This is a genomic window from Streptomyces gelaticus, assembly GCF_014649535.1.
GTDB classification, from domain to species: Bacteria; Actinomycetota; Actinomycetes; order Streptomycetales; family Streptomycetaceae; genus Streptomyces; species Streptomyces gelaticus.
In genome coordinates this window covers 199,853-223,884 of sequence record NZ_BMTF01000001.1, presented here as the reverse complement: position 1 = coordinate 223,884, position 24,032 = coordinate 199,853, and the positions used below count along the sequence as shown (strand labels likewise).

General features: G+C 70.9%; 22 protein-coding genes and 2 pseudogenes. 10 read left to right on the top strand and 14 right to left on the bottom strand.

Annotated features, from left to right (window positions below; all coding sequences use genetic code 11):
- Nucleotides 1-27: 27 nt before the first annotated feature.
- The gene (locus IE107_RS01020; RefSeq protein WP_229866634.1) at nucleotides 28-1,161 is read right to left on the bottom strand and encodes a CaiB/BaiF CoA transferase family protein; all 1,134 of its coding nucleotides are present in this window, start codon (nucleotides 1,159-1,161) and stop codon (nucleotides 28-30) included.
- Between the two features lie 324 nt (nucleotides 1,162-1,485).
- Here IE107_RS01020 and IE107_RS01015 point away from each other — a divergent pair.
- Nucleotides 1,486-1,715, top strand: a pseudogene (locus IE107_RS01015) (saccharopine dehydrogenase); the annotation flags it as partial.
- Between the two features lie 913 nt (nucleotides 1,716-2,628).
- On the opposite strand, the gene mmpA reads toward IE107_RS01015, so the two are convergent.
- Together mmpA and IE107_RS01005 are read right to left on the bottom strand one after the other, a co-directional pair.
- Nucleotides 2,629-2,772, bottom strand: a complete 144-nt coding sequence (mmpA, locus tag IE107_RS01010; RefSeq protein ID WP_177328089.1) for a morphogenic membrane protein MmpA — start codon at nucleotides 2,770-2,772, stop codon at nucleotides 2,629-2,631.
- Between the two features lie 49 nt (nucleotides 2,773-2,821).
- Nucleotides 2,822-3,499, bottom strand: a complete 678-nt coding sequence (locus tag IE107_RS01005) for an endonuclease V (protein ID WP_189539928.1) — start codon at nucleotides 3,497-3,499, stop codon at nucleotides 2,822-2,824.
- 56 nt (nucleotides 3,500-3,555) lie between these two features.
- Between IE107_RS01005 and IE107_RS01000 the strand changes: the two genes are divergently transcribed.
- Nucleotides 3,556-3,858: a YciI family protein gene (locus IE107_RS01000; protein WP_189539926.1), complete on the top strand. Its 303-nt coding sequence runs from the start codon at nucleotides 3,556-3,558 to the stop codon at nucleotides 3,856-3,858.
- 49 nt (nucleotides 3,859-3,907) lie between these two features.
- Here IE107_RS01000 and IE107_RS00995 read toward each other — a convergent pair whose 3' ends face one another.
- Nucleotides 3,908-5,008 (bottom strand): WD40/YVTN/BNR-like repeat-containing protein, encoded by a 1,101-nt coding sequence (locus IE107_RS00995; RefSeq protein ID WP_189539924.1) that lies wholly within the window; start codon nucleotides 5,006-5,008, stop codon nucleotides 3,908-3,910.
- A 173-nt stretch (nucleotides 5,009-5,181) separates the two neighbouring features.
- Here IE107_RS00995 and ssgD point away from each other — a divergent pair, with 173 nt between their 5' ends.
- On the top strand, nucleotides 5,182-5,598 hold the full coding sequence (gene ssgD, locus IE107_RS00990; RefSeq protein ID WP_189539922.1) for a spore wall synthesis regulator SsgD: 417 nt from the start codon (nucleotides 5,182-5,184) through the stop codon (nucleotides 5,596-5,598).
- A gap of 35 nt (nucleotides 5,599-5,633) precedes the next feature.
- On the opposite strand, the gene IE107_RS00985 is transcribed toward ssgD, so the two are convergent.
- The gene (locus IE107_RS00985; RefSeq protein ID WP_229866633.1) at nucleotides 5,634-6,038 is read right to left on the bottom strand and encodes an ATP-binding protein; all 405 of its coding nucleotides are present in this window, start codon (nucleotides 6,036-6,038) and stop codon (nucleotides 5,634-5,636) included.
- A gap of 215 nt (nucleotides 6,039-6,253) precedes the next feature.
- Here IE107_RS00985 and IE107_RS00980 point away from each other — a divergent pair, with 215 nt between their 5' ends.
- The 3 genes from IE107_RS00980 (at nucleotide 6,254) to IE107_RS00970 (ending at nucleotide 8,500) form a co-directional block, all read left to right on the top strand.
- The gene (locus IE107_RS00980) at nucleotides 6,254-7,105 is read left to right on the top strand and encodes a helix-turn-helix domain-containing protein (protein WP_189539920.1); all 852 of its coding nucleotides are present in this window, start codon (nucleotides 6,254-6,256) and stop codon (nucleotides 7,103-7,105) included.
- 11 nt (nucleotides 7,106-7,116) lie between these two features.
- Entirely contained in the window at nucleotides 7,117-7,308 is a 192-nt protein-coding gene (locus tag IE107_RS00975; protein ID WP_189539918.1) for a hypothetical protein, read from the top strand.
- Nucleotides 7,309-7,525: 217 nt separating this feature from the next.
- Nucleotides 7,526-8,500 carry an acyl-ACP desaturase gene (locus tag IE107_RS00970; protein WP_189539916.1) on the top strand — a complete coding sequence of 325 codons (975 nt, stop codon included), beginning with the start codon at nucleotides 7,526-7,528 and terminating at the stop codon, nucleotides 8,498-8,500.
- Nucleotides 8,501-8,566: 66 nt separating this feature from the next.
- Here the strand turns inward: IE107_RS00970 and IE107_RS00965 are convergent, their stop codons facing one another.
- From IE107_RS00965 to IE107_RS34655, 4 genes and pseudogenes are all read right to left on the bottom strand, one after another.
- Nucleotides 8,567-9,067, bottom strand: coding sequence for a tetratricopeptide repeat protein (locus IE107_RS00965; RefSeq protein WP_189539914.1), 501 nt, complete (start codon nucleotides 9,065-9,067; stop codon nucleotides 8,567-8,569).
- 31 nt (nucleotides 9,068-9,098) lie between these two features.
- On the bottom strand, nucleotides 9,099-9,347 hold the full coding sequence (locus IE107_RS00960; RefSeq protein ID WP_072484995.1) for a WhiB family transcriptional regulator: 249 nt from the start codon (nucleotides 9,345-9,347) through the stop codon (nucleotides 9,099-9,101).
- Between the two features lie 72 nt (nucleotides 9,348-9,419).
- Nucleotides 9,420-10,220 carry a VOC family protein gene (locus IE107_RS00955; protein WP_189539912.1) on the bottom strand — a complete coding sequence of 267 codons (801 nt, stop codon included), beginning with the start codon at nucleotides 10,218-10,220 and terminating at the stop codon, nucleotides 9,420-9,422.
- Between the two features lie 376 nt (nucleotides 10,221-10,596).
- Nucleotides 10,597-10,761 (bottom strand): annotated as a pseudogene (locus IE107_RS34655) (ABC transporter substrate-binding protein); the annotation flags it as partial.
- 132 nt (nucleotides 10,762-10,893) lie between these two features.
- Here IE107_RS34655 and IE107_RS00950 point away from each other — a divergent pair.
- Nucleotides 10,894-13,164 (top strand): DEAD/DEAH box helicase, encoded by a 2,271-nt coding sequence (locus IE107_RS00950; protein WP_189539910.1) that lies wholly within the window; start codon nucleotides 10,894-10,896, stop codon nucleotides 13,162-13,164.
- 109 nt (nucleotides 13,165-13,273) lie between these two features.
- Here the strand turns inward: IE107_RS00950 and IE107_RS00945 are convergent, their stop codons facing one another.
- Nucleotides 13,274-14,323 carry a multicopper oxidase domain-containing protein gene (locus IE107_RS00945; RefSeq protein WP_189539908.1) on the bottom strand — a complete coding sequence of 350 codons (1,050 nt, stop codon included), beginning with the start codon at nucleotides 14,321-14,323 and terminating at the stop codon, nucleotides 13,274-13,276.
- A gap of 194 nt (nucleotides 14,324-14,517) precedes the next feature.
- Between IE107_RS00945 and IE107_RS00940 the strand changes: the two genes are divergently transcribed.
- Both IE107_RS00940 and IE107_RS00935 read left to right on the top strand, forming a co-directional pair.
- Nucleotides 14,518-17,010 carry a ThuA domain-containing protein gene (locus IE107_RS00940; RefSeq protein ID WP_189539906.1) on the top strand — a complete coding sequence of 831 codons (2,493 nt, stop codon included), beginning with the start codon at nucleotides 14,518-14,520 and terminating at the stop codon, nucleotides 17,008-17,010.
- 74 nt (nucleotides 17,011-17,084) lie between these two features.
- On the top strand, nucleotides 17,085-19,238 hold the full coding sequence (locus IE107_RS00935) for an OmpL47-type beta-barrel domain-containing protein (RefSeq protein WP_373302387.1): 2,154 nt from the start codon (nucleotides 17,085-17,087) through the stop codon (nucleotides 19,236-19,238).
- A gap of 61 nt (nucleotides 19,239-19,299) precedes the next feature.
- Here IE107_RS00935 and ligD read toward each other — a convergent pair whose 3' ends face one another.
- Nucleotides 19,300-20,331 carry a non-homologous end-joining DNA ligase gene (gene ligD / locus IE107_RS00930; protein WP_229866632.1) on the bottom strand — a complete coding sequence of 344 codons (1,032 nt, stop codon included), beginning with the start codon at nucleotides 20,329-20,331 and terminating at the stop codon, nucleotides 19,300-19,302.
- A 76-nt stretch (nucleotides 20,332-20,407) separates the two neighbouring features.
- Between ligD and IE107_RS00925 the strand changes: the two genes are divergently transcribed.
- Nucleotides 20,408-21,475, top strand: a complete 1,068-nt coding sequence (locus IE107_RS00925) for an ATP-dependent DNA ligase (protein ID WP_189539900.1) — start codon at nucleotides 20,408-20,410, stop codon at nucleotides 21,473-21,475.
- Here IE107_RS00925 and IE107_RS00920 read toward each other — a convergent pair.
- The 3 genes from IE107_RS00920 to IE107_RS00910 form a co-directional block, all read right to left on the bottom strand.
- Nucleotides 21,458-22,657, bottom strand: a complete 1,200-nt coding sequence (locus IE107_RS00920) for a lytic transglycosylase domain-containing protein (RefSeq protein ID WP_189539899.1) — start codon at nucleotides 22,655-22,657, stop codon at nucleotides 21,458-21,460. The genes IE107_RS00925 and IE107_RS00920 overlap by 18 nt on opposite strands.
- Before the next feature lie 22 nt (nucleotides 22,658-22,679).
- The gene (locus tag IE107_RS00915; protein ID WP_189539897.1) at nucleotides 22,680-23,420 is read right to left on the bottom strand and encodes a hypothetical protein; all 741 of its coding nucleotides are present in this window, start codon (nucleotides 23,418-23,420) and stop codon (nucleotides 22,680-22,682) included.
- A 70-nt stretch (nucleotides 23,421-23,490) separates the two neighbouring features.
- Nucleotides 23,491-24,021 carry an Rv1363c family protein gene (locus IE107_RS00910; RefSeq protein ID WP_189539895.1) on the bottom strand — a complete coding sequence of 177 codons (531 nt, stop codon included), beginning with the start codon at nucleotides 24,019-24,021 and terminating at the stop codon, nucleotides 23,491-23,493.
- Nucleotides 24,022-24,032: the final 11 nt, after the last annotated feature.

The window sequence follows — 24,032 nt, the reverse complement described above, 5'->3', positions numbered from 1 at the left end:
GGCCGGGCCGGTCGAGGCCGGCGGGGATCACGGCTTGGCGATGCCGGGTACGCCCCAGTCGGCGGCGACGGCTTCGGTGTCCGCTCCGGGCCGCGTGGGCCCGGAGCGCACGGAGACGGGGGTCGCGGAGAAGCGGGGTGCGGGCGCGGGCTGGGTGAGCCCGTCGTGCTCGACGAAGGTGGAGCGGGCGGCGATGTGCGGGTGGTGGGGCGCCTCACGGAGCGAGAGGACGGGGGCGACGCAGGCGTCCGATCCCTGGAACACCTCGGTCCACTCGGCACGCGTACGGGTCCGGAATCGGTCGGCGACGACGGTGCGCAGCTCCTCCCACCGTCCGATGTCGCCGCGGTCCGGGGCTTCGTCCCCGAGCCCGAGGAGTCTGCCGAACTCCTCGTAGAACCGCTGTTCCAGCGGCCCGACCGCCATGTACTGCCCGTCGGCGGTCTCGTACGTTCCGTAGAACGGGCAGCCGCCGTCCAGGAGATTGGAGCCGCGCCGGTCCTGCCAGCCGCCGGCCGCCAGCATTCCATGGATCATCATGGCGAGATGGGCGGCGCCGTCGACGATCGCCGCGTCCACGACCTGGCCCCGGCCGCCGGGGGTGCGGGCGTGCTGGAGGGCGGCGAGCACACCGACGACGAGATAGAGCGAGCCGCCCGCGTAGTCGCCGACGAGATTGGCCGGGACGGTGGGCGGCTCGCCGGGCTTGCCGATCATGGACAGGGTGCCGGTGAGCGCGATGTAGGCGATGTCGTGACCGGCCCGTTCGGCCAGCGGTCCGTCCTGGCCCCAACCGGTCATCCGCCCGTACACGAGCCGCGGATTGCGGGCCAGTGCGGCGTCGGGTCCGACGCCGAGGCGTTCGGCGACCCCCGGCCGGTACCCCTCGATCAGGATGTCGGCGCGCTCTGCCAGGTCGAGCACCCTGGCGGCACCGCCCTCCGCCTTGAGGTCGACGAGAACGGAGCGCTTGTTGCGGTTGGTGAGGTCGTACGCGGGGTCGATGCCCAGCCCCGCACCGCCGGGCCGGTCGATCCTGACGACATCGGCACCGAGGTCGGCCAGGAGCATCGCGGCGAACGGACCGGGTCCGATGCCGGCCAGTTCGACCACCCGCACCCCTGCCAGCGGGCCGTGCGAGCCGTGCTCTGTCGTTGCCATCAAGCCCCCAGCGGTATGACACAACTGATGTAACATCGATGATGCTAAGAATGCGCCGTGCTCCGCACAAGCCCTTGGGACGAGCAAGCGCTTAGCTCTTTCTCCAGGATCCTCCCTCACCGGGGCCGCCCTGCCGCACACCGCCACGAACCCCTCCGCTAGCCTCTGCCGTGCCACATCGGCACCGGCCCCCGCGGAGGCACTCGCGGACGGGCGGAACGGGGCACAACGCCCCTATGACGTGGTCCTCTTCGGCGCCACCGGCTTCGTGGGTGCCCTCACCGCCGAATACCTGGCCGCCCACGCCCCCTCCGACTGCCGCTGGTGCGGTTCGTCGGTACGGGCGGCGGGCACCGGGTCTTCACCGAGGTCTCGGGCGGGGACCCGGATACGACGAAACGGCGAAGATGCTCGCCCATTCCGCTCTCTGCCTTGCCCTGGACGAGCTCCCGCCGACATCGGGGCAGGTCACCACGGCCGCCGCGATGGGTGACGCACTGCTGGAGCGGCTGCGAGCGGCCGGTCTGCGCTTCCAGGTCGCCTTCGCCCGCTGACCCGGAGCCCGGGGCGACACGCACTCGTTCGGGTGATGTCCGACGCCTGCCCCGGTCTCCTCGTTCCCGGGCGGGCGGGCCGTGGCGCCGCGTCGCGGGCTCCTCGGCTGCGCGGCGCGGATCGACGCTTTCACTACGATCTGCGTCCCGCAGGCCGACGCACCCGGGCATGTTCCCGATGCACGGCGCTGACCTGCGGCCATGCACACAGAGAGTCGGGGAAGAACGATGACGGACAACACTGTGGCGGGTCACGAGGAACAGCCGGGGCGGGCGCTCGCCGGGTTACTGCGGAACTGGTGGGAAGCGTCGGCGCGCGACGGCCGCGAGAAACCCACTCAGCAGTCCCTCGCCAAGCGGCTGGGCATCGACCAGACCACCCTGTCGCGCTATCTGAACGCGTCTCACGCCTCCAACGCCCCGTGCCGGATCGTCGAGCAGTTGCACTCGGCGCTGCGGGCCCCGGCCGGCGAACTCGACCGGGCGCTCGCCCTGGCGCGGGCGGCGGCCGGGAAGCGCCCTGCGGCAGCGCCCGGCCCGGCATCCGCACCCGCCGGGCCGGCCGACGACCGCGATCCGGCGGCCCATCGGCTGGGCCGCTCCCCCGCCGGGTTCCCGGCCCTGGCCGTCGCGTCGCTTCTCCCGCTCGCACTCGGCTGTTCCGTGTGGTGGCCGGCGCCGGCCGGGAAGCCGGGCGATGCCAAGGCCTCGGCGCATGTGTCGGTCCGGTTGCCAAAAGGCACGGACTGGCCACTGGCCCGCATGGGCAATGTGCCCCGGGAGGCGCGTACGGTGCGGCTGCTGCGCGCCGACGGCGTTCGGGAACCTGCCCGTGACGGGCGTCGGGGACGAGGTCACCCGGGGCGCACTGCGCAACGCCCAGGGTCCGGACCAGCACACATAGCCGTGGGGCTCAGAGCGCCCAGGACACCAGCGTGCAGATCATCGAAACGGCCCAGACCGCTCCCGCGATCATGCCGAGTGTCATTCCCACCGCGACCCGGCGCTGAGCGAGATAGACGGTACCGGGTCGAGTGGACGTTCGATGTTCGTTCATGCGTACCAGCTTGCCGGTCATGATCGGCAAACGGAATCCGTACGCATACTCAGGTGGTCGCCTCCCGCAGGGCCTGCCGGCAGAGCGCGTCGGCCCTGCGGGTGGTCTCCGGCTGTCGGAAGTCGCGGGCCAGCAGCAGGGTGTGGGCGCAGGCGTTGTCCAGGCTCGTCCGGTGCCCGACAGAGACGAAGACGGGTTTGACGCCGTCCTGGGTGCGCAGCGCCCGGCCCACTTCCTCCTCGCCGTCGAGCAGCGGCGACTGGTCGCCCCGGTGCGGGCCCGGTTGCTCGTACGTGAAGGTGAACGGGTTCTTGGCGACGCCGATCACCGGGAGACCGGTGAGCACCCCGAGGTGGCTGGCGAGTCCGAAGCGGCGCGGGTGGGCCCGGCCGTAGCCGTCGCAGATCACGAGTCCGGGGTCGACCGGCAGGGATTCGAGCGCGGCCAGCACGGTCGGGATCTCCCGGAAGGCGAGGAGGCCGGGGACGTACGGGAAGGTGATCCGGCCGGTGGCGGTGGTCTCGGCGACCACGTCGAAGGTCGCCTCGTCGAGGACGACCGCTGCCGCGACGACGACATCGCGCTCGTCGTCGTAGGCCACGTCGACCCCCGTGACCTTGCCGGTGCCGGGCGGCGGACCGGGTTCGTCGAGCACCACGCGGGCACGCAGGGCGTCCTGGACGGCTCGGGCCTCGGCCTCGTCGGCGGGCATCGCAAGGTTTGTCATGGTGCAGCCGATTCTAAGGCCGGGGCCCGCCGGGGCCGTCCCGTAGCCTGGCGGTCATGTTTGTCCTCGAATTGACCTACACCGCACCGGTCGAGCACGTCGACGCGCTGCTCCAGGACCACGTCGCCTGGCTGGACACGCAGTACGCGGCCGGGGTGTTCATCGCGTCGGGCCGCAAGAATCCGCGCGACGGCGGGGTGATCCTGGCCGTCGGTGACGACCGCGAGCGGATCAAGAAGATCGTCGCACAGGACCCGTTCACGGCACAGGGCGTGTGCGCGTACCGGATCACGGAGTTCCTCGCGACGAAGACCGCGGACGAACTCGCCCCGTACCGCCAGCAGTTGCCCTCGCAGTGACACATCTTCCCCGGAGCGGACCCCGCTCCGGGGAAGATGTGCGGAAGGTTCAGCGCCCCGCGCGCCCCACTCGCCCCTTCTCCCCCGCGGCCCAGCAGCCGCCGTCCGGTGTGCAGTCGACGGTGTCGTACGACCCGGTGTCGACCGTGCGCCAGGTGCGGCCGCCGTCCGTCGTGAGGTCGGTGCCGGTCGGGCCGACCGCCAGCGCACCGGATCTGCTGTGCGGCAGCCAGGCGACGCCCGAGCGGTAGGCGGCCGGCGCGGAGCCTGCCTGCCGCCAGGTGCGTCCGCCGTCGCCGGTCACGGCCGCGGCGTCGGGCGACGGCTCCCCGGCCCGGTAGTCGCCGCCGACCGCGATGCCGTGGTGGCGGTCGCGGAAGGCCAGGCCGAAGACGCCGCGGGCCGGGTCGCCGGCCGGGATCGTCGATTCGGCCGCGGTCCAGGTCAGCCCGCGGTCGGCGGAATGCAGCACCCGTGCGGTGGCGGCACCGCCGGTCGCCAGCCAGACGTCCCGGGGGCCCGATGCGACCAGGCACTGGCCACTGGCGGCGAATCCGGCCTCACCGGCCTGCGCCCGCGGCATGCCCCCGGTGGGCAGCACCTGCCAGCTCCGGCCGCCGTCCGCGGTGGACAGGATGCGGTACTTCCCGTCCACGGGATCGCTCATCGCCAGTCCGTGCCGGCTGTCGAAGAAGGTGAGGCAGTCGTAGAAGGCGCGCGCGTCGGTGTTGCGGAACGACTCCGTCCAGGTCGCTCCCCCGTCGTCCGTGCGGAACACCCGGGAGGCCTCGCCCTCCCCGATGGCCAGCGCCACCGCGCGCCGGGCGTCGAAGGCCTCGATGTCCCGGAACTCCAGCGCCTCCTGAGCCGCACCGGGCGGCGACACATCGCGCCAGTGCCGGCCGCCGTCGGAGGTGCGCAGCACTGTCCCCTTGGAGCCCGCGACCCAGGCGGTGCGACGGTCGACGGCCGCAAGACCGCGGAAGCGTGCGTCGGTTGCGGTGTCGGTGAGTTTCCAGACCGGCCGCTCACCGGGTCGGTGCCGGTCCCCCGGTGTGGCCGCGGCTGCCGGTGTGGCCAGTGCCGCGGTCAGCGCCGCCGCACAGAGCCCCCATGACATCAATCGTCTCGTCTTCCCCTTGACCCTCATGGCGCTGGAAGCTAGCCCACGAGTCGCACCCCGTCCAGGGCACGCCGTCGACAAGTGGCCGCGCGAAGGGGCGGTGACACAGCTCACGCCACCTTTCGGTGCACGGATGAGGGACTTCGGTCGTCTTCATCAGTGCCGGGAACCGTTCATCTGGCCGAGAAAGGGAGCAGGTCTTGTCCACCGTCATCCAGCAGTCCGTGCAGGCCCGCATGGTCGCGTCCGCGCCGCGGATGGAGACTCTTCCCGCCACCCTGCATTACGACCCGAAGGATCCGTTCACCGTCCGCATGGCGTTCCCCGCCCCGGCGACCCTGGAAGGCACCGAGGTCGCCTGGGAGTTCTCCCGCGAGCTGCTGGCAGCGGGGATGGACGGGGCGGCCGGCGTCGGGGACGTACGCGTCAGGCCGTTCGGCTACGACCGTACGGTCCTGGAGTTCCACGCTGCCGAGGGAATCGCGATGGTGCACGTCCGCACGGCGGAGTTGCGCCGTTTCCTGGGCCGGGCGCAGGACATGGTGCCGGTCGGCGACGAGCACCGGTTCCTGGATCTCGACCGCGGTCTGGCCGAGTTGCTCGGCGGTCCCTGCTGACCTCGCCTCCGACGGGAGCGGCAGCGGCGCCGGGATCACCTGTGGAGTAAGGCCCAGGCCTTGCAGCCTCCGGACGGAGTCAGCGCGGGCGCCAGCCCCCAGTCCCCGCCGTGCGCGTCGACCGCGGCGGCCAGCAGCCACATGCTGGCGCTGCGACGCTCCCGGCACGTCTCGGACTTCACGGCCGAGCCGTGGGAGGGGTGCTGGTCGTAGAGGGTGATGCGGAGCGCGTCGAACTGCCAGTGCACCCGCAGCAGCATCTCCCGGTCCGGGGTGAACCGGTAGGCGGTCGCGACCAGTTCGGAGGCGGCGAGCACGGCCGGCTCGCGAAGCTCCGCGAGGCCGTGCCGGGTGAGGAGATCGCCCACCGCGCCGCGCGCGAGACCGGCACAGAAAGCGCCGCCGGGCAACGCGAACGAATAACTCAGGTTGTCAGCCACCGGCGGGTGGGGGCCGGCAGATGCGACGGCTGGGAGACGACGCAGTGCGCCCTTCATCAAGATGCTCACATTTCGGTAATTATGGCGACAATCACACGTAAGCGCGGTCGCCCCGTGTGAGACTTGCGCTACCGACCGTAGCGCACCCTGGAGCACGGTGCTACTACTTGTCCGGATCCGGCCATTTCGACCCCTCCCCCGGAAGGAATCGCCCCTTGCCGCCCAGAAGCACCCCGACCGCCCGGCAGCAGCGACTCGGGCACGAACTGCGCAAGCTGCGCGAGCAGTCGGGCATGTCGGCGCAGCAGGCCGCCGCACTGCTCGGCGTCGACCGCACCCGCATCCCGAACATCGAATCGGGACGGTTCGGCATCAGCGCCGAGCGGGTCCGCACCCTCGCCTTCAACTACGGCTGCCCGGACACCGAGCTCGTCGACCTGCTCGCCGCGATGGCCCAGGAGCGCACCGGGGGCTGGTGGGAGGAGCATCGCGGACTACTGCTCCCCGCACTGCTCGACATCGCCGAACTCGAGCACCACGCAGTGGAGTTGACCACATCCACCACCACGCACATCCCCGGCCTGCTGCAGACCGAGGAGCATGCACGGGCGGTCTTCGACACCGCCGATCCACAGTTGCCCGGACCCGATCTGGCGGCCCGGCTCTCGCTGCGACTGCGCCGCCAGGAAGTGCTGGAGCGGGACCTTCCGCCGATGTACGAGTCGGTGATCCACGAGGCCGCGCTGCGCATGCAGTTCGGCGGTCCGAAGGTGGCGCGGGCCCAGCTGGACCACATCGTCGAGCACTCCGAGCGCGACCGGATCACGGTCCGGGTCATCCCGTTCGCGGCCGGCGGTTTCCCGGGCGCCGGACAGTCGTTCACCTATGTGGGCGCCGCGGTGCCGCAACTCGACACCGTACAGCTCGATTCCTCGCATGGTTCGATGCTGCTGGACTCCGAAATGCAACTGCGGCGCCATCGCGGTCTGTTGGAGCGTCTGCGCACTCTCGCGCTACCCGTCGGGGAATCGCGCGACTTCATCCGATCCATAGCCCATGACCTCTGAGGAGAGCGACCATGACCGATATCTGCTGGGACGAGGCCTTCTGCAGCGAGGGCGCCAACTGCTTCCGCTTCGGGGTCGACGACCAGGGCAGGGCGTACATCGGCTCCACCACGGACACCACCGCCCATGTCAGCGACTCGCTGGAGGCGCTGCGGGCACTGATCTCCGCGGTGAAGTCCGGCGCGGCGGACCATCTGCTCTGACCCCGCACGGCCGACCGCGCCCAGCAAGCGTTCGCTCCGAGTACGCCGACAGCCCGGAGCACCCGTGGCCGGGGCCGGCCGGCCCCGGCATGCGCACATATCAACACCTAACAGGACATCGAGAGGGCGGGATTGGCGGTGGGCTTACCGCCGCTTTAACCTACGGTCTCGTAACCTACGTATCCGTAGGTAATTCTCCCGTCCCCAGGAGTCACCCGTGACGATCACCGCTCCCCACCTCGGCAGCCCCAAGGCGTGGACCGACGCCCAGCTGCTGTACGCCCTGGAAGAGGTGGTGGAGAAGGAGCTCAACCGCCATCTCAAGGTCGCCAAGGACTGGATGCCCCACGAGTACGTCCCGTTCTCCGACGGACGGAACTTCCCCGGTGTCTTCGAGGACGGTGAGGCCTGGCAGGCCGACCAGTCCAAGGTCACCGACATCGGCAAGGTCGCGCTGGTGGTGAATCTGCTCACCGAGGACAACCTCCCCAGCTACCACCACGAGATCGCCTCCCTCTTCGGCCGCGACGGCGCCTGGGGCACCTGGGTGCACCGCTGGACCGCGGAGGAGGGCCGGCACGGCATCGTGATGCGTGACTACCTGCTCACCTCACGGGCGGTCGACCCGGACAAGCTGGAGCAGTTCCGGATGGCGCACATGGCGGACGGTTTCGAGTCGGACAACCGGCACTCGATGCTGCACTCCGTGGCGTACGTCGCCTTCCAGGAGCTGGCCACCCGCGTCTCGCACCGCAACACCGGCCACCAGTCGGGCGACCCGGTCTGCGACCGCATGCTGGCGCGGATCGCCACCGACGAGAACCTGCACATGGTCTTCTACCGCAACCTCCTCGGTGCGGCCTTCGAGCTCGCCCCGGACCTGACGATGCAGGCCGTGCGCGACGTCGTCGTCAACTTCCGGATGCCCGGTCACGGCATGCCGGGCTTCGAGCGGGCCGCCGCACAGATGGCGATCGGCGAGATCTACAACATGCGCATCCACCACGACGACGTGATCCAGCCCGTGCTGCGCTACCTGAAGGTTCTCTCCATCGACGGCCTGGGCCCCGAGGGCCTGAAGGCGCAGGAGGAGCTCGGGCTGTACATGAGCGGCCTGGACGACGAGGCGGCCAAGTTCGACGAGAAGCTGGCGGCCCGCAAGGCCCGGATGGCCGCGCGCGCCGGCGTCTGAGACCCCTGAAGGCCGCCGCCCCGCTCCGTCCCGGCGCGGGGCGGCGACCGACGCCCCGCGCCTGTCTCACACCGTTTCGTTCAGGTCCCGCGCATAGTGCTCGATCGCCGCCCGGTACTGGCGCACAGACGGGTCCGTGCTGCCGGCCGCGAGCAGTTGCAGCAGCAGTCGCATGGCTTCGTGGTGCTCACCGGTGTTGAACAGGGCCATGGCGAGAAACGTCCGCAGCGCCCCGTCGTCCGGGAACTGCCCGGCACCCGCGCGCAGGACCTCGACGGCCTTGTCGTACTGTCCGAGCACCCGGTAGGTGCTCCCGAGGCCGCGCAGCGCGCCCCTGTGGTCCTCCTCCGACAGCCCGGTCCCGGCCAGTGAGCGTTCGTAGAACGGCACCGCCTCGGCCTCCAGACCGAGCACATCGTGCGCCCAGGCCGTCTGGTAAGCGATCTCCGCGTCCGCGGGGAAGTCGACGGAGAGGGAGAGCAGCCGCTGCCGGGCCTCCTCCCGGTGGCCCTCGGTGCGCAGCCGCACGGCCGCCGCGAGCAAACCGTTCCTGCTTTGATCATTCATACCGACATCGTCCCAGGCCGGCGGGGACGCCTCAGCCGCGGCCGGTCCTGCGCAGCCGTTCCCGCTCCTTCTCGGAGAGCCCGCCCCATACTCCGAAGCGCTCGTCGTTGGCGAGGGCGTACTCCAGGCAGGCCACGCGCCCCTCGCAGGCGTTGCAGAGCTGCTTGGCCTCACGGGTCGAGCTGCCGGGGGCGGGGAAGAAGAACTCGGGCCCCGCCTGGGCGCACAGCGCGGTCTCCTGCCAGGCGAGTGCGGGGTCGTCCGCGGTGTTGATCAGCATGCGTCCACAGTGCCCGGCCGCGATAAACGACTGATCAACGCCTCATCAATGCGGCGCGCCGATGACTTCCGGTCAGCTCTGCGACGCCGATGCACTCTTGATCAGGGCGAATTCGGCGCCGTCCGGATCGGCGACATGGGCGAACTCTCCCACGCCTTCCATCTCCATCGGTTCCAGGGTCAGTTTGCCACCCAGCCGTTCCACTCGCGCCACCGCCGCGTCGCAGTCCTCGACCTCGAAGTACGGGAGCCAGTGCGATCCGGCCACCGCTCTGGTCGCCACCGCGTTGAGTGGTACGAGGCCGCCGAAACCCGCTTCCTGGCCGCCGCCCCTGGTCCGGATCACCGTGTAGGACCCGCCTCCGCCGGGGAACGGTGTCAGGGCGGTCTCCCATCCGAATACCGCGTCGTAGAAGGCTGCGGCCGCGGGGACGTCCGGGGTGTACAGCTCGGCCCAGCACAGACTGCCCGGGACACCCACTGCCCCCAGGCCCGGGTTCCGCCCCGGCTGCCAGATGCCGAAGAAGGCCCCCGCCCGGTCCCTGAATCCGGCCATCCTGCCGAGGTCCAGGACGTCCGTCGGGGCGAACGGTACGGTGCCGCCGGCCCTCTCGACCGCCCGCGCGGTGGCGTCGGCGTCCGGTGACCGGAAATAGACCGACCAGGACGGCTCCCCCTGCTTCTCGGTGACCGTCATCGCCCCGGCGGCCGTCTTCCCGTCCAGGGTGAACGTGCCGTAGCCACCGGTCTCCGGTCCGCCGGCGCTGTACTCCCAGCCGAACAGGCCGGTGTAGAACGCGACGGCACGGTCGATATCAGGGGTGCCCAGATCGGTCCAGTTGGGCGCTCCGTCGGCATAGCGGGTGGTGAGCATGGCCTGCTCCTTCGACGATGCCCGTGCCCCGGGCTGCGGGAGCCTTCCCGACGTTCCGAGTCTCGCACCGGGCACTGCCGGCCGCAGCCCGCATCCGGGGCACCGGCCGCGATGCCGTACGCCGTACGGGGCCGGCCCGGGCATGGCGAGCGGGTGGTCTTCCGGGATGTGCACGGAGTGCCGGCGTACGGCCCGATCGCGGCGCACACGGCCGGGCCCCGGCCGGTCCTTGTGGTCGAAGACCTCACCGGCGGTGAGCCGCTTCACGATCGACCAGTACTCGGAGCTCAGTTCGTACCGCTCGTCGTGCTCCAGGTGGAGCCCGTACTCCTGGAGGGATTTCGTCGAACCGTTGACGACGTTGAAGCGGAACCGGCAACGCGTCGTCGTCCGGGGCGAGTCCGGCGGCGGCGGGCGCGCCCTCGAAGCCGCGCAGGGCCATGGCCCGCCAGAAGTCGATGGCGATGTCGTGCACGGGGACGGCGAGCCGGAGCCCGCGCAGGGCCTCGGCGCCCCGGGTTCCGGAACCGGGTCCGACAAGTTCTCCCCGGCTGAGCGCCGGCCGCCAAAGCCCTGAGCAGCCGGGGCTGTCGGAGCCGCGTGGCACGATAGGAATCGTCCGGGCAGGTGCCGGGCGGGACGGCAGCCGGGCTGCGCGGACAGAGGGACATACATGACACAGGCCGGAGCGGCGGAGGACGGCGCGCCCACGGGAAGGGCCGCCCGGGAGCTGCTGACCCGGGCCGGGCTGCTGCTGGAGACCGCGCGCACCGTGCTGGCCGATCACACCCGCGCCGTGAATGCCGTGCACGGCGCGCTGAAGCCGCTGCTCGATTCCCTCGTCCGCCGGGAGCTCGCCGCCATCCCGGCCGCCAGGCTCAAGGACGTCACCGCAGGCAGGCTGCGGCTCGGCGCGGTCGAGCAGGCCGGTTTCACCACCGTCGGCCGGGTCCACGCGGCCAACCGTTATGAATTGCGGCAGATCCCCGGGGTCGGCGCGCAGACCGCCGACCAGGTGCTGGCCGCGGCCGGCCAGATCGCGCACGCGGTGCGGGACACGGTCACGGTCCGGATGGACGTGGACGCCCCGGACGAAGCCACGACCGCACTGGTCGTGGCACTGCACCGGCTGGTCGACGCCGGTCCCGACGTCCGGCGGGCGGTGGACGCTGCGGGCCGGCTCGTCGCGCGCCTCGAACCCCTGCTGGCCGCCGCCGGGCCCGCGCGCGGCCGGCTGCGCATGCTGCTCACCGGACGGGAGGCCCGCTCCCGGGCACAGGAGGCCGTCGCCGAGGTGCGGAGCACCGTCACCGAGGCGGAACGGCGGGAACTGCCCCTGCTGTTCGGGCAGGTCTCGGTGGATCTGCTGCGGGCCCCGGAGTCGGACCTCGCGGCGTGGGTGGATTTCGAGCTGCGGTCCGCCGAGTACTACAGCCTGCTCGCCGAGATGTCCGGCACCGGCCCGGACCGGGACGCGGCCGAGGGGTTCCTGCCGTCCGGGATGGCGGACCGGGTGCGCGGTCTGCGGCTGGACGACGCCCATCTGCGCGTCTCGCTGCGCGGCTACCAGTCGTTCGGCGCGCGGTTCGCGCTCGCGCAGAAGCGGGTGATCCTCGGTGACGAGATGGGGCTCGGCAAGACCGTCCAGGCCATCGCCGCGCTCGCGCATCTCTCGGCGCGGGGCGAGACGCACTTCCTGGTGGTCTGCCCGGCCAGCGTACTGATCAACTGGGCGCGCGAGATCCGCGCCCGCTCCACGCTGCGCACCCTGCCGGTGCACGGCCCCGAGCGGCAGTCGGCCTTCGGGGAATGGCGTCGCGGCGGCGGAGTCGCCCTCACCACGTTCGACGCCCTGCACACGCTGCCGGCCGCCGCGGACTGCGGCCTACGGCCCGGCATGCTGGTGGTCGACGAGGCCCACTACGTCAAGAACCCCGCCACCCGCCGGTCCCAGGCGGTGTCCGGCTGGACGCAGCACACCGAACGGGTCCTGTTCCTGACCGGCACGCCCATGGAGAACCGCGTCGAGGAGTTCCGCAGCCTGGTCCGTCACCTCCAGCCGGAGCTGGCCCCCTCGATACACACCACCCATGGGGCCGCCGGTTCGCTCGCCTTCCGCAGGGCGGTCGCCCCGGCCTATCTGCGGCGCAACCAGGTGGATGTGCTGACCGAACTCCCGGCGCTGGTCCAGGTCGACGAGTGGGAGGAGTTCAGCCCGGGCGATCTCGACGCCTATCGCGAGGCGGTGGGCGCCGGGCACTTCATGCGGATGCGCCGGGCCGCGTACGCCCGGCCCGGCACGTCCAGGAAGCTGAACCGGCTGCGCGAGCTGGTGGCCGAGGCGGCGGACAACGGCCTGAAGGTCGTGGTGTTCTCCTACTTCCGCGAAGTGCTGCACACGGTCGGACAGGCCCTGGAATCACCCGTGTTCGGCCCGCTCTCGGGGAGCCTCCCAGCTGCCCGCCGCCAGCGGCTGATCGACGACTTCGGTGCCGTGGACGGCCATGCCGTGCTGCTCAGCCAGATCCAGGCGGGCGGAGTCGGACTGAACATGCAGTCGGCGTCGGTCGTCATCATCTGCGAACCGCAGATCAAGCCGACCATGGAGCACCAGGCGGTGGCCCGCGTCCACCGGATGGGTCAGATAAGGACCGTCCAGGTGCACCGGCTCCTCGCGGCCGACAGCGTCGACGAACGGATGCTGGACATCCTGGCCCGCAAGGAGCGGCTGTTCGACCTGTACGCACGACGCAGCGACGTCGCCGAGACGACGCCGGACGCCGTGGATGTGTCGGACGGGGCTCTGGCCCGACGCATCGTCGAGGAGGAACAGCTGCGCCTCGCGACCGGAACGGCCGCCAGGGCCGCGACGGCCACAACAGCCATGCCCACTGGGGCGGACGCGGCGGACGGGACGGCCCGAGAAGTGGTGCCGGAGAGCTGACGCCGCCCGGGGCCCGCGGAGCGCCGGTCGGGGCCCGTGGACCAAGCGGTGTCCCCGGCCCGCGGAGCGGCGCCGTCCGGCGCCGGAGCACGTTTGCCGACCGGTGGTGTCAGGATCCATGGGCCGACGGGTCGTGTGCGGCCGTGTCCTTCGGCGCACTCCCGGGCACCGCTTTGCCCGGAGCCGCCTTGCCGTGGGACGTCATGTGGTGCGGCTCGTACCCCGGCACGGTGCCGTCCGGCTTGGCGACCAGCAGCAGTCCGGCCATGCCCATGTCGGAGTGGCTCTGCACATGGCAGTGGTACATCCAGGCGCCCGCGCCCACGCGTTCGCCTGCGATGATCTGGAAGCCGAAGGAGTCCGCCGGGCCGACGATCTTCGTGTCGATGACCCGGCTCGGGTCGTCGGGGCCGGTGAGCAGCCCGGTCCGGTTGTCCGCCCAGCGATGACCGTGGATGTGGAACGTGTGGTAGTACTCGCCGTGCGTGATCATGACGACTTCGAGCCGGTCCCCCACCGTGGCCTCGAAGTTCGGGCTCTCGTGGGCCGGCTTGTTGTTGATCGTCATGTCGTTGAAGACGATCGTGATCGTCTTGTCCGGCAGGATGTCGCCCTGGCGCCGGACGATCAGCGGACCGTAGAGGCCCTTGCGGATGCCACCGGTGCCGTGGTCCGTGCCGACGACATGGTCGTGATAGTGCCAGTAGCCCGCGCTGCCCGGCTGCCAGGTGCCGTCCTTGCGCCGGCCGGGGGCATGGGTGCGCCAGGTGTAGGTACGGGTCCCGCCCGGTTCGACGATGCTCTTGTTCATCCGGGTGCCGTCGCTCGCGATGTCGTAGTCGACACCGTGCGCGTGGAGGCTGACCGGCACATCGGCCGTGTTCTCGAACTCGATGTGCAGGGTGTCGCCCTCGTTGATCTCGATGAGCGGCCCCGGTACCGAAGCCTTGCCCTTCTCCAGCCCGTACCCCATCCGGCCGTCCGCCAGCTTCTCGGCATACAGCTTGAGATGGCGGACCGCACCGCCCGCCGGGGCGGTGGCCGACGCGGGCTCCGCCGAGTTGGCCTCGATCGAACCGAGGGACAACGATGTCAGGCCGGTCGCGGCCGCCACTGTGCCGCCGACCAGCATCCGCCGGTTGAAGCTCCTTCTGTCCATGCCGAACTCCCCACTGAGCCAAGGAATTTGGAGCGCCGACTCGCCCCGGACGGCCCACACCGTAGCCGGAGGATCTTCGTTTATCCACAGCCAGGACAAAGTTCGTGCAATTGCCGCCATAGCTATTGGCGGACCACGAAAAGAGGTCTAGCTTCATGCGCTGTTGCAGTGACCAAAGAGGGGTGGGTGACCACATGCAGCGCGCACCACATCGCAGGTCCAGATCGCGACGCGGACTCGCGGCGGGCCTCGCGGCCGGCGCACTGACCGCTTCCCTGCTCGGCGCCAACACGGCCGCGGCCAGGCCTTATCCGGAGCCGTCCGGCTCCCTGGCGACAACGTTGTCCCTGCCGTCGCCGCCGGGCGGCGCCGACGTCAAGGTGCTGGTGTTCCACGCCTCGGCCACCGAGGAGTCCCCGACGGTCGACGCCGGGATCGCGGCGATCGAGAAGATCGGGCTCACCGGTCCGGAGGCCGGCCGGTTCAAGACCGTCGCCACCGACGACCCCACGGTCTTCACCAACGGCAGGAAGCTCGGCAGGTACAACGCCGTGGTCTTCCTGACCGGCGGCGGCGATGTCCTCGACCCGGAGCAGGAGGCCGGCCTGGAGGCGTACATGGAGGCCGGCGGCGGCTTCCTCGGCATCCATGACGCCGCGCGCACCGAACCGTACTCGGACTGGTTCACCGGCCTGGTCGGCGCCCGCCCGGCGGCGAACAGCCCGGCCGCCGTGCAGCGTGCGACGGTCGAGATCGGTGACCGTCAGCACCCGGCGACCAAGAACCTCCCGCTGGAGTGGAAGCGCCCCGACAAGTGGCTGAACTGGACGAAGAACCCGTCCGGCGACGTGCACACCGTGGCGCGCGTCCGCGAGATCACCTACAAGCCGGGCGCGAGTGCCAACGGCTGGGACCACCCGGTCTCCTGGTGCCGCGACTACGACGGCGGCCGGTCCTTCTACACGGCGATGGGCGGTACGGCCGACAGCTTCGCGGAGACCGACTTCCGCGACCATCTGCGCGGCGCGCTGAACTGGACGACCCGGATCTCGCAGGCCGACTGCAAGGCCACGATCGACGCCAACTACAAGGCCGAGCGGGTCACCCAGCCCAACCAGCCGGGACAGAACGACCAGATCGGCGAGCCGCACGGCCTGGTCACCGCCCCCGACGGGCGCGTGCTGTACATCGGGCGCGGCGGTGCCGACAGCAGCCGGCCGGTCGTCACCGACTGGAACGACCCGGACATCGGCAAGGGTCTGGGGCAGATCCACGTCTACGACCCCAGGACCGGGAAGGTCACCCTCGCCGGTGAGCTGACGATCTTCGGCAACAAGGGCGGCGGCGACGAACTGGTCAAGGTCGAGGAGGGACTGCTCGGCATCGAGCTGGACCCGGACTTCGAGAAGAACGGGTGGGTGTACCTGCACTACACCCCGCACTCGAAGCTGGACCGCGACAAGCAGATGGCGGTGCGCCAGGTCTCCCGCTTCACCATGGACCTGTCCACGAACAAGCTGGATCTGTCCTCGGAGAAGGTGCTGCTGCACTGGCCCGTGCAGGTCCACAGCTGCTGCCACGCGGGCGGCGGGATGGCCTGGGACTCCAAGGGCAATCTCTACATCGCGACCGGTGACAACAACTCCTCCGGCTTCAGCGACGGCTACTCGGGGAACAACCCGCAGCCGAACTTCAAGGGCGTCTCGTTCGCCGACGCCCGCCGCACCGCGGGCAACACGAACAACCTCAACGGGAAGATCCTGCGGATCCACCCGGAGGACGACGGCACCTACACGCTGCCCGAGGGCAATCTCTTCACCGGCAAGGAGCCCGACGAGGGCGGTGGCAGGACGCGCGGCGAGATCTATGTGATGGGCGTGCGCAACCCGGCCCGGATCTCCGTCGACAAGTCGACCGACACCCTGTACGCGGGCTGGGTCGGCCCCGACGCGGGCTCACCCTCCACCACCTGGGGCCCGGCCAAGTACGACACGTTCGCCGCGATCACGAAGGCGGGCAACCACGGCTGGCCGTACTGCATGGGCAACAAGCAGCCCTACCGGGACCGCAATCTGCCCGACCCCACCAAGCCGCTCGGCTGGTACGACTGCGACCACCCGAAGAACGAGTCGCCGAACAACGACGGGCTGGTGAATCTGCCGCCGGTCACCTCCAACACCATCTGGTACTCGCCGCAGGGCGGTGGCGTGGACTACCCGCGCGACGCCAACGGCATCCCCAGCTACAAGGCCGAGGAGCAGAAGCAGCTGCTGCCGTGGCTCAAGGGCGGCGGCCAGGCCACGATGAACGGCCCGGTCTACCGGTACGACGCGGCGAGCACCAGCGCCGACAAGTGGCCCTCCTACTGGGACGGCAAGTGGTTCGTCGGTGACTTCTACGACGGCACCCAGCCCCGGCACGCCGTGCTCACCGACCCGAAGACGGCCGGCAAGGGCGGTCTGCCCACGCACGCCGAGTCCCTGCGGAAGATCATCCCGGTCGGGGCGGACGGCATCCGCAACCTGATGGACTGGAAGTTCGCCCCGGACGGCTCGCTGTACGTCCTGGACTACGGGCGCGGCTTCTTCACCTCCGACTCCAAGTCCGCGCTGTGGCGTGTGACGTACAAGGGCGGCGGTCCGACCCCGGCCGCCGGTGATCTGGCCAGGAAGGCGGCAGCGCGGTGAGACATCGTCCGGTCCTTCTCCGAAAGCGGTACCGTCCGGCCCGGTTGTGGCTCGCGCTGCTGGGTTCCTTCCTGATGGTGCTGGGACTGACCTCGACGGCGGCGTACGGCCGTACGGCGGCACCCGCTCCGGCGGCGGCCGAGCAGGTCCTCACCTGGACCGCGGGCGACCCCATCGACCGCTATCTGTCCGCCCCGAAGACCGCGGTGGCCGGCGAGGCGACCATCGTCTTCGAGAACAGTGCGGCGACCGGCAACACCACGGGGATGCCGCACACCCTCACCTTCAGCATCTCGGACCCGGAGTTCAACAACGACGTCACGCTGAACATCCTGGCCAACCCGTCCGACGACCAGGGCGGCAAGCACACCGCCGAGGTCACGCTCTCCCCCGGCCGGTACTTCTACCACTGCACCATGCCGGGGCACGAGGCGATGCAGGGCATCCTCACCGTGACCGAGGCCGGCGGCGAGGACACCACGGCCCCCGCGACCTCCGCGAAGGTGGACGGTGACAAGAACGCCGACGGCGCGTACGTCGGTCAGGCGACCGTCACCGTCTCGGCGACCGACGACGGCTCCGGCGTCGGCACCGTGGAGTACGCGGTGGGGGCGGACGGTGCCTGGCAGCCGTACACCGCACCGGTCGTGGTGAACGAGGTCGGTACGCACACCATCCGCTACCGGGCCACCGACAAGGCGGGCAATACGGCGGCCGAGAAATCGGTCGACTTCACCGTCGCCGCACCGCCGACGGACGACAGGACGCCGCCGGAGACCTCGGCGACCGTGTCCGGCGAGAAGGACGACCAGGGGCGGTACCTGGGGATGGCGACGGTCACCGTGACCGCCTCCGACACCGGCTCCGGCGTCAACACCATCGAGTACACGCTCGGGGCGGACGGCGCCTGGCAGCCGTACACCGCGCCCGTGATGGTGCACGAGACCGGTACGCACACAGTCCGCTACCGGGCCACCGACAGGGCGGGCAACGCGGCGGCCGGGAAGTCGGTCGACTTCACCGTCGTCGCACCACCGACGCAGGACAAGACCCCGCCCGAGACCTCCGCGAAGGTGGAGGGCGACAAGAACTCCGACAACGCCTACATCACCAGTGCCAAGGTGACCGTCACCGCGACCGACGCCGAATCGGGTGTGGACAAGGTCGAGTACTCGCTCGACGGCGGCCCGTACCTCGCGTACACCGCCACCGTCATCGTCGACCGCGTCGGCTACCACACCGTCGCCCACCGGGCGACGGACAAGGCCGGCAACACCTCCGTCGCGAGGCAGGTGTCGTTCACCGTCGCGGAGAGCGGGGGCGTACCGGCGCCGAACTGCCCGGAGTTCGACGAGCGGCTCACCGTCATCGTCGGCACGGTCGACACCGGGGTCCCCAACCGCATCACGGGCAACCGGTGCACGATCAACGAGCTGATCGAGGACGAGAAGGACTGGTCGTCGCACGCACTGTTCCTCAAGCACGTCGACGGTGTCCTCGACAAGCTGCTCGCCGCCGGCGTGATCGACGCCCGTGAGCACAAGAAGATCTACCGAGCGGCCAAGCAGTCGGGGATCGGCATGCCGGGCCAGGACGAGGGCTACAAGAAGCTCTTCGACGGCACCGCGGCGTCCTTCGCCAAGTGGCAGCAGGTCGGCGGCGGGAAGTTCGGGCTGAACGCGGACGGCACCCTCACCAGTTCCACCGCGGTGGACGGCATGGGCATGCTCTGGTTCCCCGGCCGGCAGTACGGCGACTTCTCGCTCAAGCTCCAGTGGCGCGACGACGCCCCGGGCACGGGCAACGCCAACAGCGGGGTGTTCGTCCGCTTCCCGAACGTCCACGACAACCCGGAGGAGCCGCGTCCGGAGTGGGTCGCCATCAAGTACGGCCACGAGGTGCAGATCCTCGACCGCCCGGACGGCGACATGTACAAGACCGGCTCGGTATACGGCTTCGACCGGATCGGTCTGGCCGGCGCCGGGGTCACCGCCAAGGGCACCTGGAACGACTACGAGATCCGGGTGGTGGACCAGCACTACTCGGTCTACCGCAACGGTGTCCTGCTGAACGAGTTCGACAACAACGGCGGTCAGGTCTTCGAGCCGCCGCGCGGTGACGACCCGGGCACCGACGGCCGGCGGTACGCCTCCGGCTACATCGGACTCCAGGTCCACAGCACCACGGACGTGATCTCGTACCGCGACATCCGCATCAAGGAGCTGTAGCCCGGACCGCATCAGGTGGCCGTGACCGCGTGCCCGAGGCACGTGGTCACGGCCTCGGCGCTCACCCTCCGGTGTCCTCGTCGTTCCGGGCCCGGCTCGGCTGGACCCGTTTGGGCTCGCCGGGCATCTTCGGGTACTCCGGGGGATACGGCATGTCGCCGAGGCCGCGTTCCCGCTCGTCCCGGTCCGCCAGCTCCAGCAGCGCGTCGAGCCGGAAGGCGTGGTCGTCCATGTCCGCGTGCACATCACCCACATCGGCGTAGCGCTTCGGCATGGTCCTGATGTCGAAGTCGCCCGGTTCGGCGTCGTCGATCTCCTCCCAGCGCAGCGGGGCGGAGACCGGGGCGTGCGGGCGGGGACGTACGGAGTAGGCGGAGGCGATGGTGCGGTCGCGGGCGGTCTGGTTGAAGTCGACAAAGATCCGCTCGCCGCGCTCCTCCTTCCACCAGGCCGTGGTCACCCGGTCCGGCATGCGGCGTTCCAGTTCACGGCCGACGGCGATGGCAGCGCGTCTGACCTCGGTGAACGTCCACTCCGGGGCGATCGGGACGAAGACATGGATGCCCCGGCCGCCGGAGGTCTTGGGCCAGCCGCACAGCCCGTGGTCGTCGAGCACGGACCGCAGCTCGTGGGCGGCGCACACCGCGTCGGCGTAGTCCGTGCCGGGCTGCGGGTCGAGGTCGATGCGCAGTTCGTCGGGGTGGTCGGTATCGGCACTGCGGACCGGCCAGGGGTGGAAGGTGAGGGTGCCGAGGTTGACCGCCCAGATGAGGGCGGCGAGTTCGGTGGGGCAGATCTCGTCGGCGGGACGGCCGCTCGGGAAGGCGATCCGTGCCGTGGGGATCCAGTCGGGGAGGTTCTTCGGGGCGCGCTTCTGGTAGAAGAACTCGCCCTCGACGCCCTCCACGAAGCGCTGCAGGGTGGTGGGCCGGTCGTGCAGGGCGCGGGTGATACCGGGGCCGACAGCCAGGAAGTACTCGGCCACGTCCCTCTTGGTGTAGCCCTTTTCCGGGAAGTAGACCTTGTCCGGACTGGAGAGCCGTACGGCCCGTCCGTCGGCTTCGAGCTCCACTGCTTTCACCGCTGCACCCATGACGGTCACGGTAGGCCGGGCCCGCATATGCCGCATATCGGGAGACTTGCGCCCGGTCGTGCGTGAGAATCGGGTCATGGATCTGCCGGTGATGCCTCCCGTGAAGCCGATGCTCGCCAAGTCCGTGTCCAGGATCCCGCCCGGTATGCAGTACGAGGCCAAGTGGGACGGCTTCCGCGCGATCGTGCACCGGGACGGCGACGAGGTGGTGATCGGCAGCCGCACCGGCAAGCCGCTCACCCGCTACTTCCCCGAGCTGGTCACCGCGGTCCGGGAGAATCTGCCGCCGCGCTGTGTGATCGACGGCGAGATCGTGATCGTGTACGACGGGCGGCTGGACTTCGACCGGCTCAGCGAGCGCATCCACCCGGCCGATTCCCGGGTGCGGCTGCTCGCCGAACAGACCCCGGCCAGCCTGATCGCCTTCGACGTCCTGGCGGTGGGCGACGACTCACTGCTCGCCGCCCGGCAGTCCGACCGCCGCGCCGTGCTGGAGGCGGCGCTGTCCGGCGCGTCGGCCCCCGTCCATCTCGCCCCGGCGACCACGGACCCGGCCCTCGCCCAGGAGTGGTTCGAGCGCTACGAGGGCGCGGGGCTCGACGGTGTGGTGGCCAAGCCGCTCGACCTGCCGTACCGCCCCGACACCCGGGTGATGTACAAGATCAAGCACGAACGGACCGCCGACTGCGTGGTGGCGGGGTACCGCCTCCACAAGAGCGGTCCGGTCGTCGGCTCGCTGCTGCTCGGACTGTACGACTGCGCGGGAGTGCTCCAGCACGTCGGGGTCTGTGCGGCCTTCTCGATGCAGCGCCGCGCGGAGCTGGCCGCGGAGCTGGAGCCGCTGCGGGTCGATTTCGCCGGTCACCCGTGGGCGGCCTGGGCCGACGCCGAGGCGCACGAGCGCGCCCGGCTGCCCGGGACGCAGAGCCGCTGGTCCGGCAAGAAGGACCAGTCGTGGGTGGCGCTGCGCCCGGAACGGGTCTGCGAGGTGGCGTACGACCACATGGAGGGCAACCGTTTCCGGCACACCGCCCGCTTCCGCCGGTGGCGGCCGGACCGCTCCCCTGGCGGCTGCACCTACGCGCAGCTGGAGGAGGTGGTGCGGTACGACCTGGCGGAGGTGCTGTCAGCCGGCGGAGGGTGAGCCCGACGGCGTGGCACAGGGGTCCTCGCTCGTCGTCGGCCCGGGCTCCGGGGACTCGGTGGACCCGGCGGTCCCGGTCGGGTCCGGTGACGGCGAGCCGGTCGGGCAGCCGGGACCGGGGTCGGGGCTCGTGCCCGGGTCCGGGCTGGCCGGTCCGCTGTCGGTCGGATCGGGTGAGCCGGTGCCCGGGTCGGTGGGGTCCGGGGAGACGGTGGGGTCCGGGGAGGCGGTCGGCGATCCGGAGGGTCCGGGGGTGGCCGAGGGGGACGGGTGGGGCGAACCGCCGGGCTGCGGGCCCACGATGATGCCGCCGTCCGGGGCGCCGGGGCCGCCGACCGGGTGCTTCGGCTTGTTCGGGCCGCCCGCGCCGGGGCTCTTCGGGACGGTGCCCTTGCCGTCGGCCACCGGGTGGGTGCCCCTGCGGTAGAACTCCAGCCAGGACAGCACGGTGCGCAGATAGGTGTCCGAGTGGTTGTAGCTGAGGATCGCCCGGTCCAGATCGGCCTTCACCGACAGATCACGCGGCCCGGCACAGAGGTAGTACCCGGCGGCGAGCGCGGCGTCGTAGATGTTGCCCGGATCGCGGCGGCCGTCGCCGTTTCCGTCCCTGCCCCAGTGGGCCCAGGTCGAGGGGATGAACTGCATCGGGCCGACCGCCCGGTCATGGGTCCGGTCGCCGTCGTAGGCGCCGCCGTCGGTGTCCGGGATGTCGGCGAATCCCGCGCCGTCGAGGACCGGTCCGAGGATCGGGGTGAGGGTCGTGCCGCGGGCGTCCACCCGTCCCCCGCCGGCCTGGCCGGACTCGACCTTGCCGATCGCCGCCAGTAACTGCCACGGCAGCCGGCATCCGGGGTCGGTCCTCCCGAGTGCGCTCTCCGCCTTGCGGTAGGCGGCGAGCACGGTGGCCGGGATGCCCGCCTCGGCCCACGACCGGGCAGCGGCCGGGCTCTGCTTCGTACCGGGCTTCGGCGGCTTCGGTGACTGGAGCGGCGGCAGTTCGGTGTGGTACGAGTCGTCGTTGGGTACGTGCGACCACTTCACCTCGTCGGCTTCCTGACGCTTCTGCGGCGTCGTTTCGTGACCGACGAGTCCCGGTGCCTGGGACGCGGTGAGCGCGGCCATCGCGGCGACCGCGGCCGCCGTGCCGCTGAGTCCGCGGCGCATCGTGCCGGTGAACCTCATGCGTGCTCCCCTCTCCCCCGGGTCACCGGGTGAACGTGTCGATGGCGGCGATCCGCCAGGTGTCGTCGCGGCGAACGGCGTCCACGGCGAACATGGCTGCCGCGTAGGTCGTCTCGTCCGACTTGCCGGTACGGGTGTTGCTCTGGTCGGCGAAGATCAGCAGCCGGGCCCGGTCGCCGTCGAGGAGCTCCACGCCGCTGTCGGTGACGGTCGTGGTCAGCACGAGCTTCTGCTTCTGTCCCTGGGCCCGGACCTGGGCGAGCATGTCCTTGTGCTGCTGCACCGCCTTGCCGACCAGATGGGTCCTGGCGGCCTCCTCGGAATTGCCGGGCGCGGCGTAGTTGTACGAGAACACCGCGCCCACGGCGTCGGAGATCTGGCCCTTCACCTCGCTGGTCCGTGCGATGTCGGTGAGCGCGGTGTTCTGCCGGGTCGGGTCGTCGCGCAGGCTTCCGGCCGAGGTGAACGCCCAGGCGGCGAAGGTCCCGAGCAGCACGGTGAGGGCGCAGAGAACGGCGGGCAGTCGGACACGGAGGCGGGACGGCCGCTCCCCGTCCGGTGCCGTCTTCTCCTGGCCCCCGATCGAACCGGCGTCGTCCGTGCCCTCGTCGTCGGTGGTGGTGTCCTTCGCGTCGCGGCTGCGCGCCGTCTCGTCCGCGGACGTGTCAGGGGTCGCGGGCCGTCGCACCGGGACGGTGGCGCGTTCGGCGGCGACGGTGGCCAGACGGCGTTGGCGGTTGACGAGGTGACGGGTCGTCGACATGTCCGGGGTCCTCTCGGTGGCGGTGGGAGTCGGTGGCTTCAGAGGCGGTCGGATGACCTCCGACCGCCTCTCAGCCGGCTGTGTTGCCGACGGGTGCCTGGCCGAGGGCGCTGAGCTTCCACCCCTCGGAGGTACGGGTGAGCTTGCCGAGCATCCGGCTCTCCTTCACCGCGGGCTTGCCCTTCGGCGCGGTCACGGTGACCCGCAGTGCCACCATGACTCCGGCCTGGCCGGCCCGGTCGTCGAGTTCGGTCACCGCCCCGGACAGGATCTGGGCCGTGCTGACCGTCTTCGCCTGCTGGATCTGCTTCGCGAACGCCGAGCGTCCGTCGACCAGTTGCCGGTGCAGTTCGCCGGTGGTGGAGTCCTCCCAGCTATCGAGGCCCTTCGCCAGCTTCCGGTGGTCGAGCGTGTTCATGTTCTGTACGGCCTGCTCGCCCGCAGCCAGCGCCTCGTCGCGGGACTGCGCGTACGCCGCCGACTCGTCCTGCGCGGCGTCGTACCACGACACTCCGCCCCAGGCGGCCGCGCCGGCCGCCGCGACCGCCAGCACGACCGCCGCCGTCGTCAGCGCGTTCCCCGTCATCCGTACCCGTGCCATTGCTGTCTCCC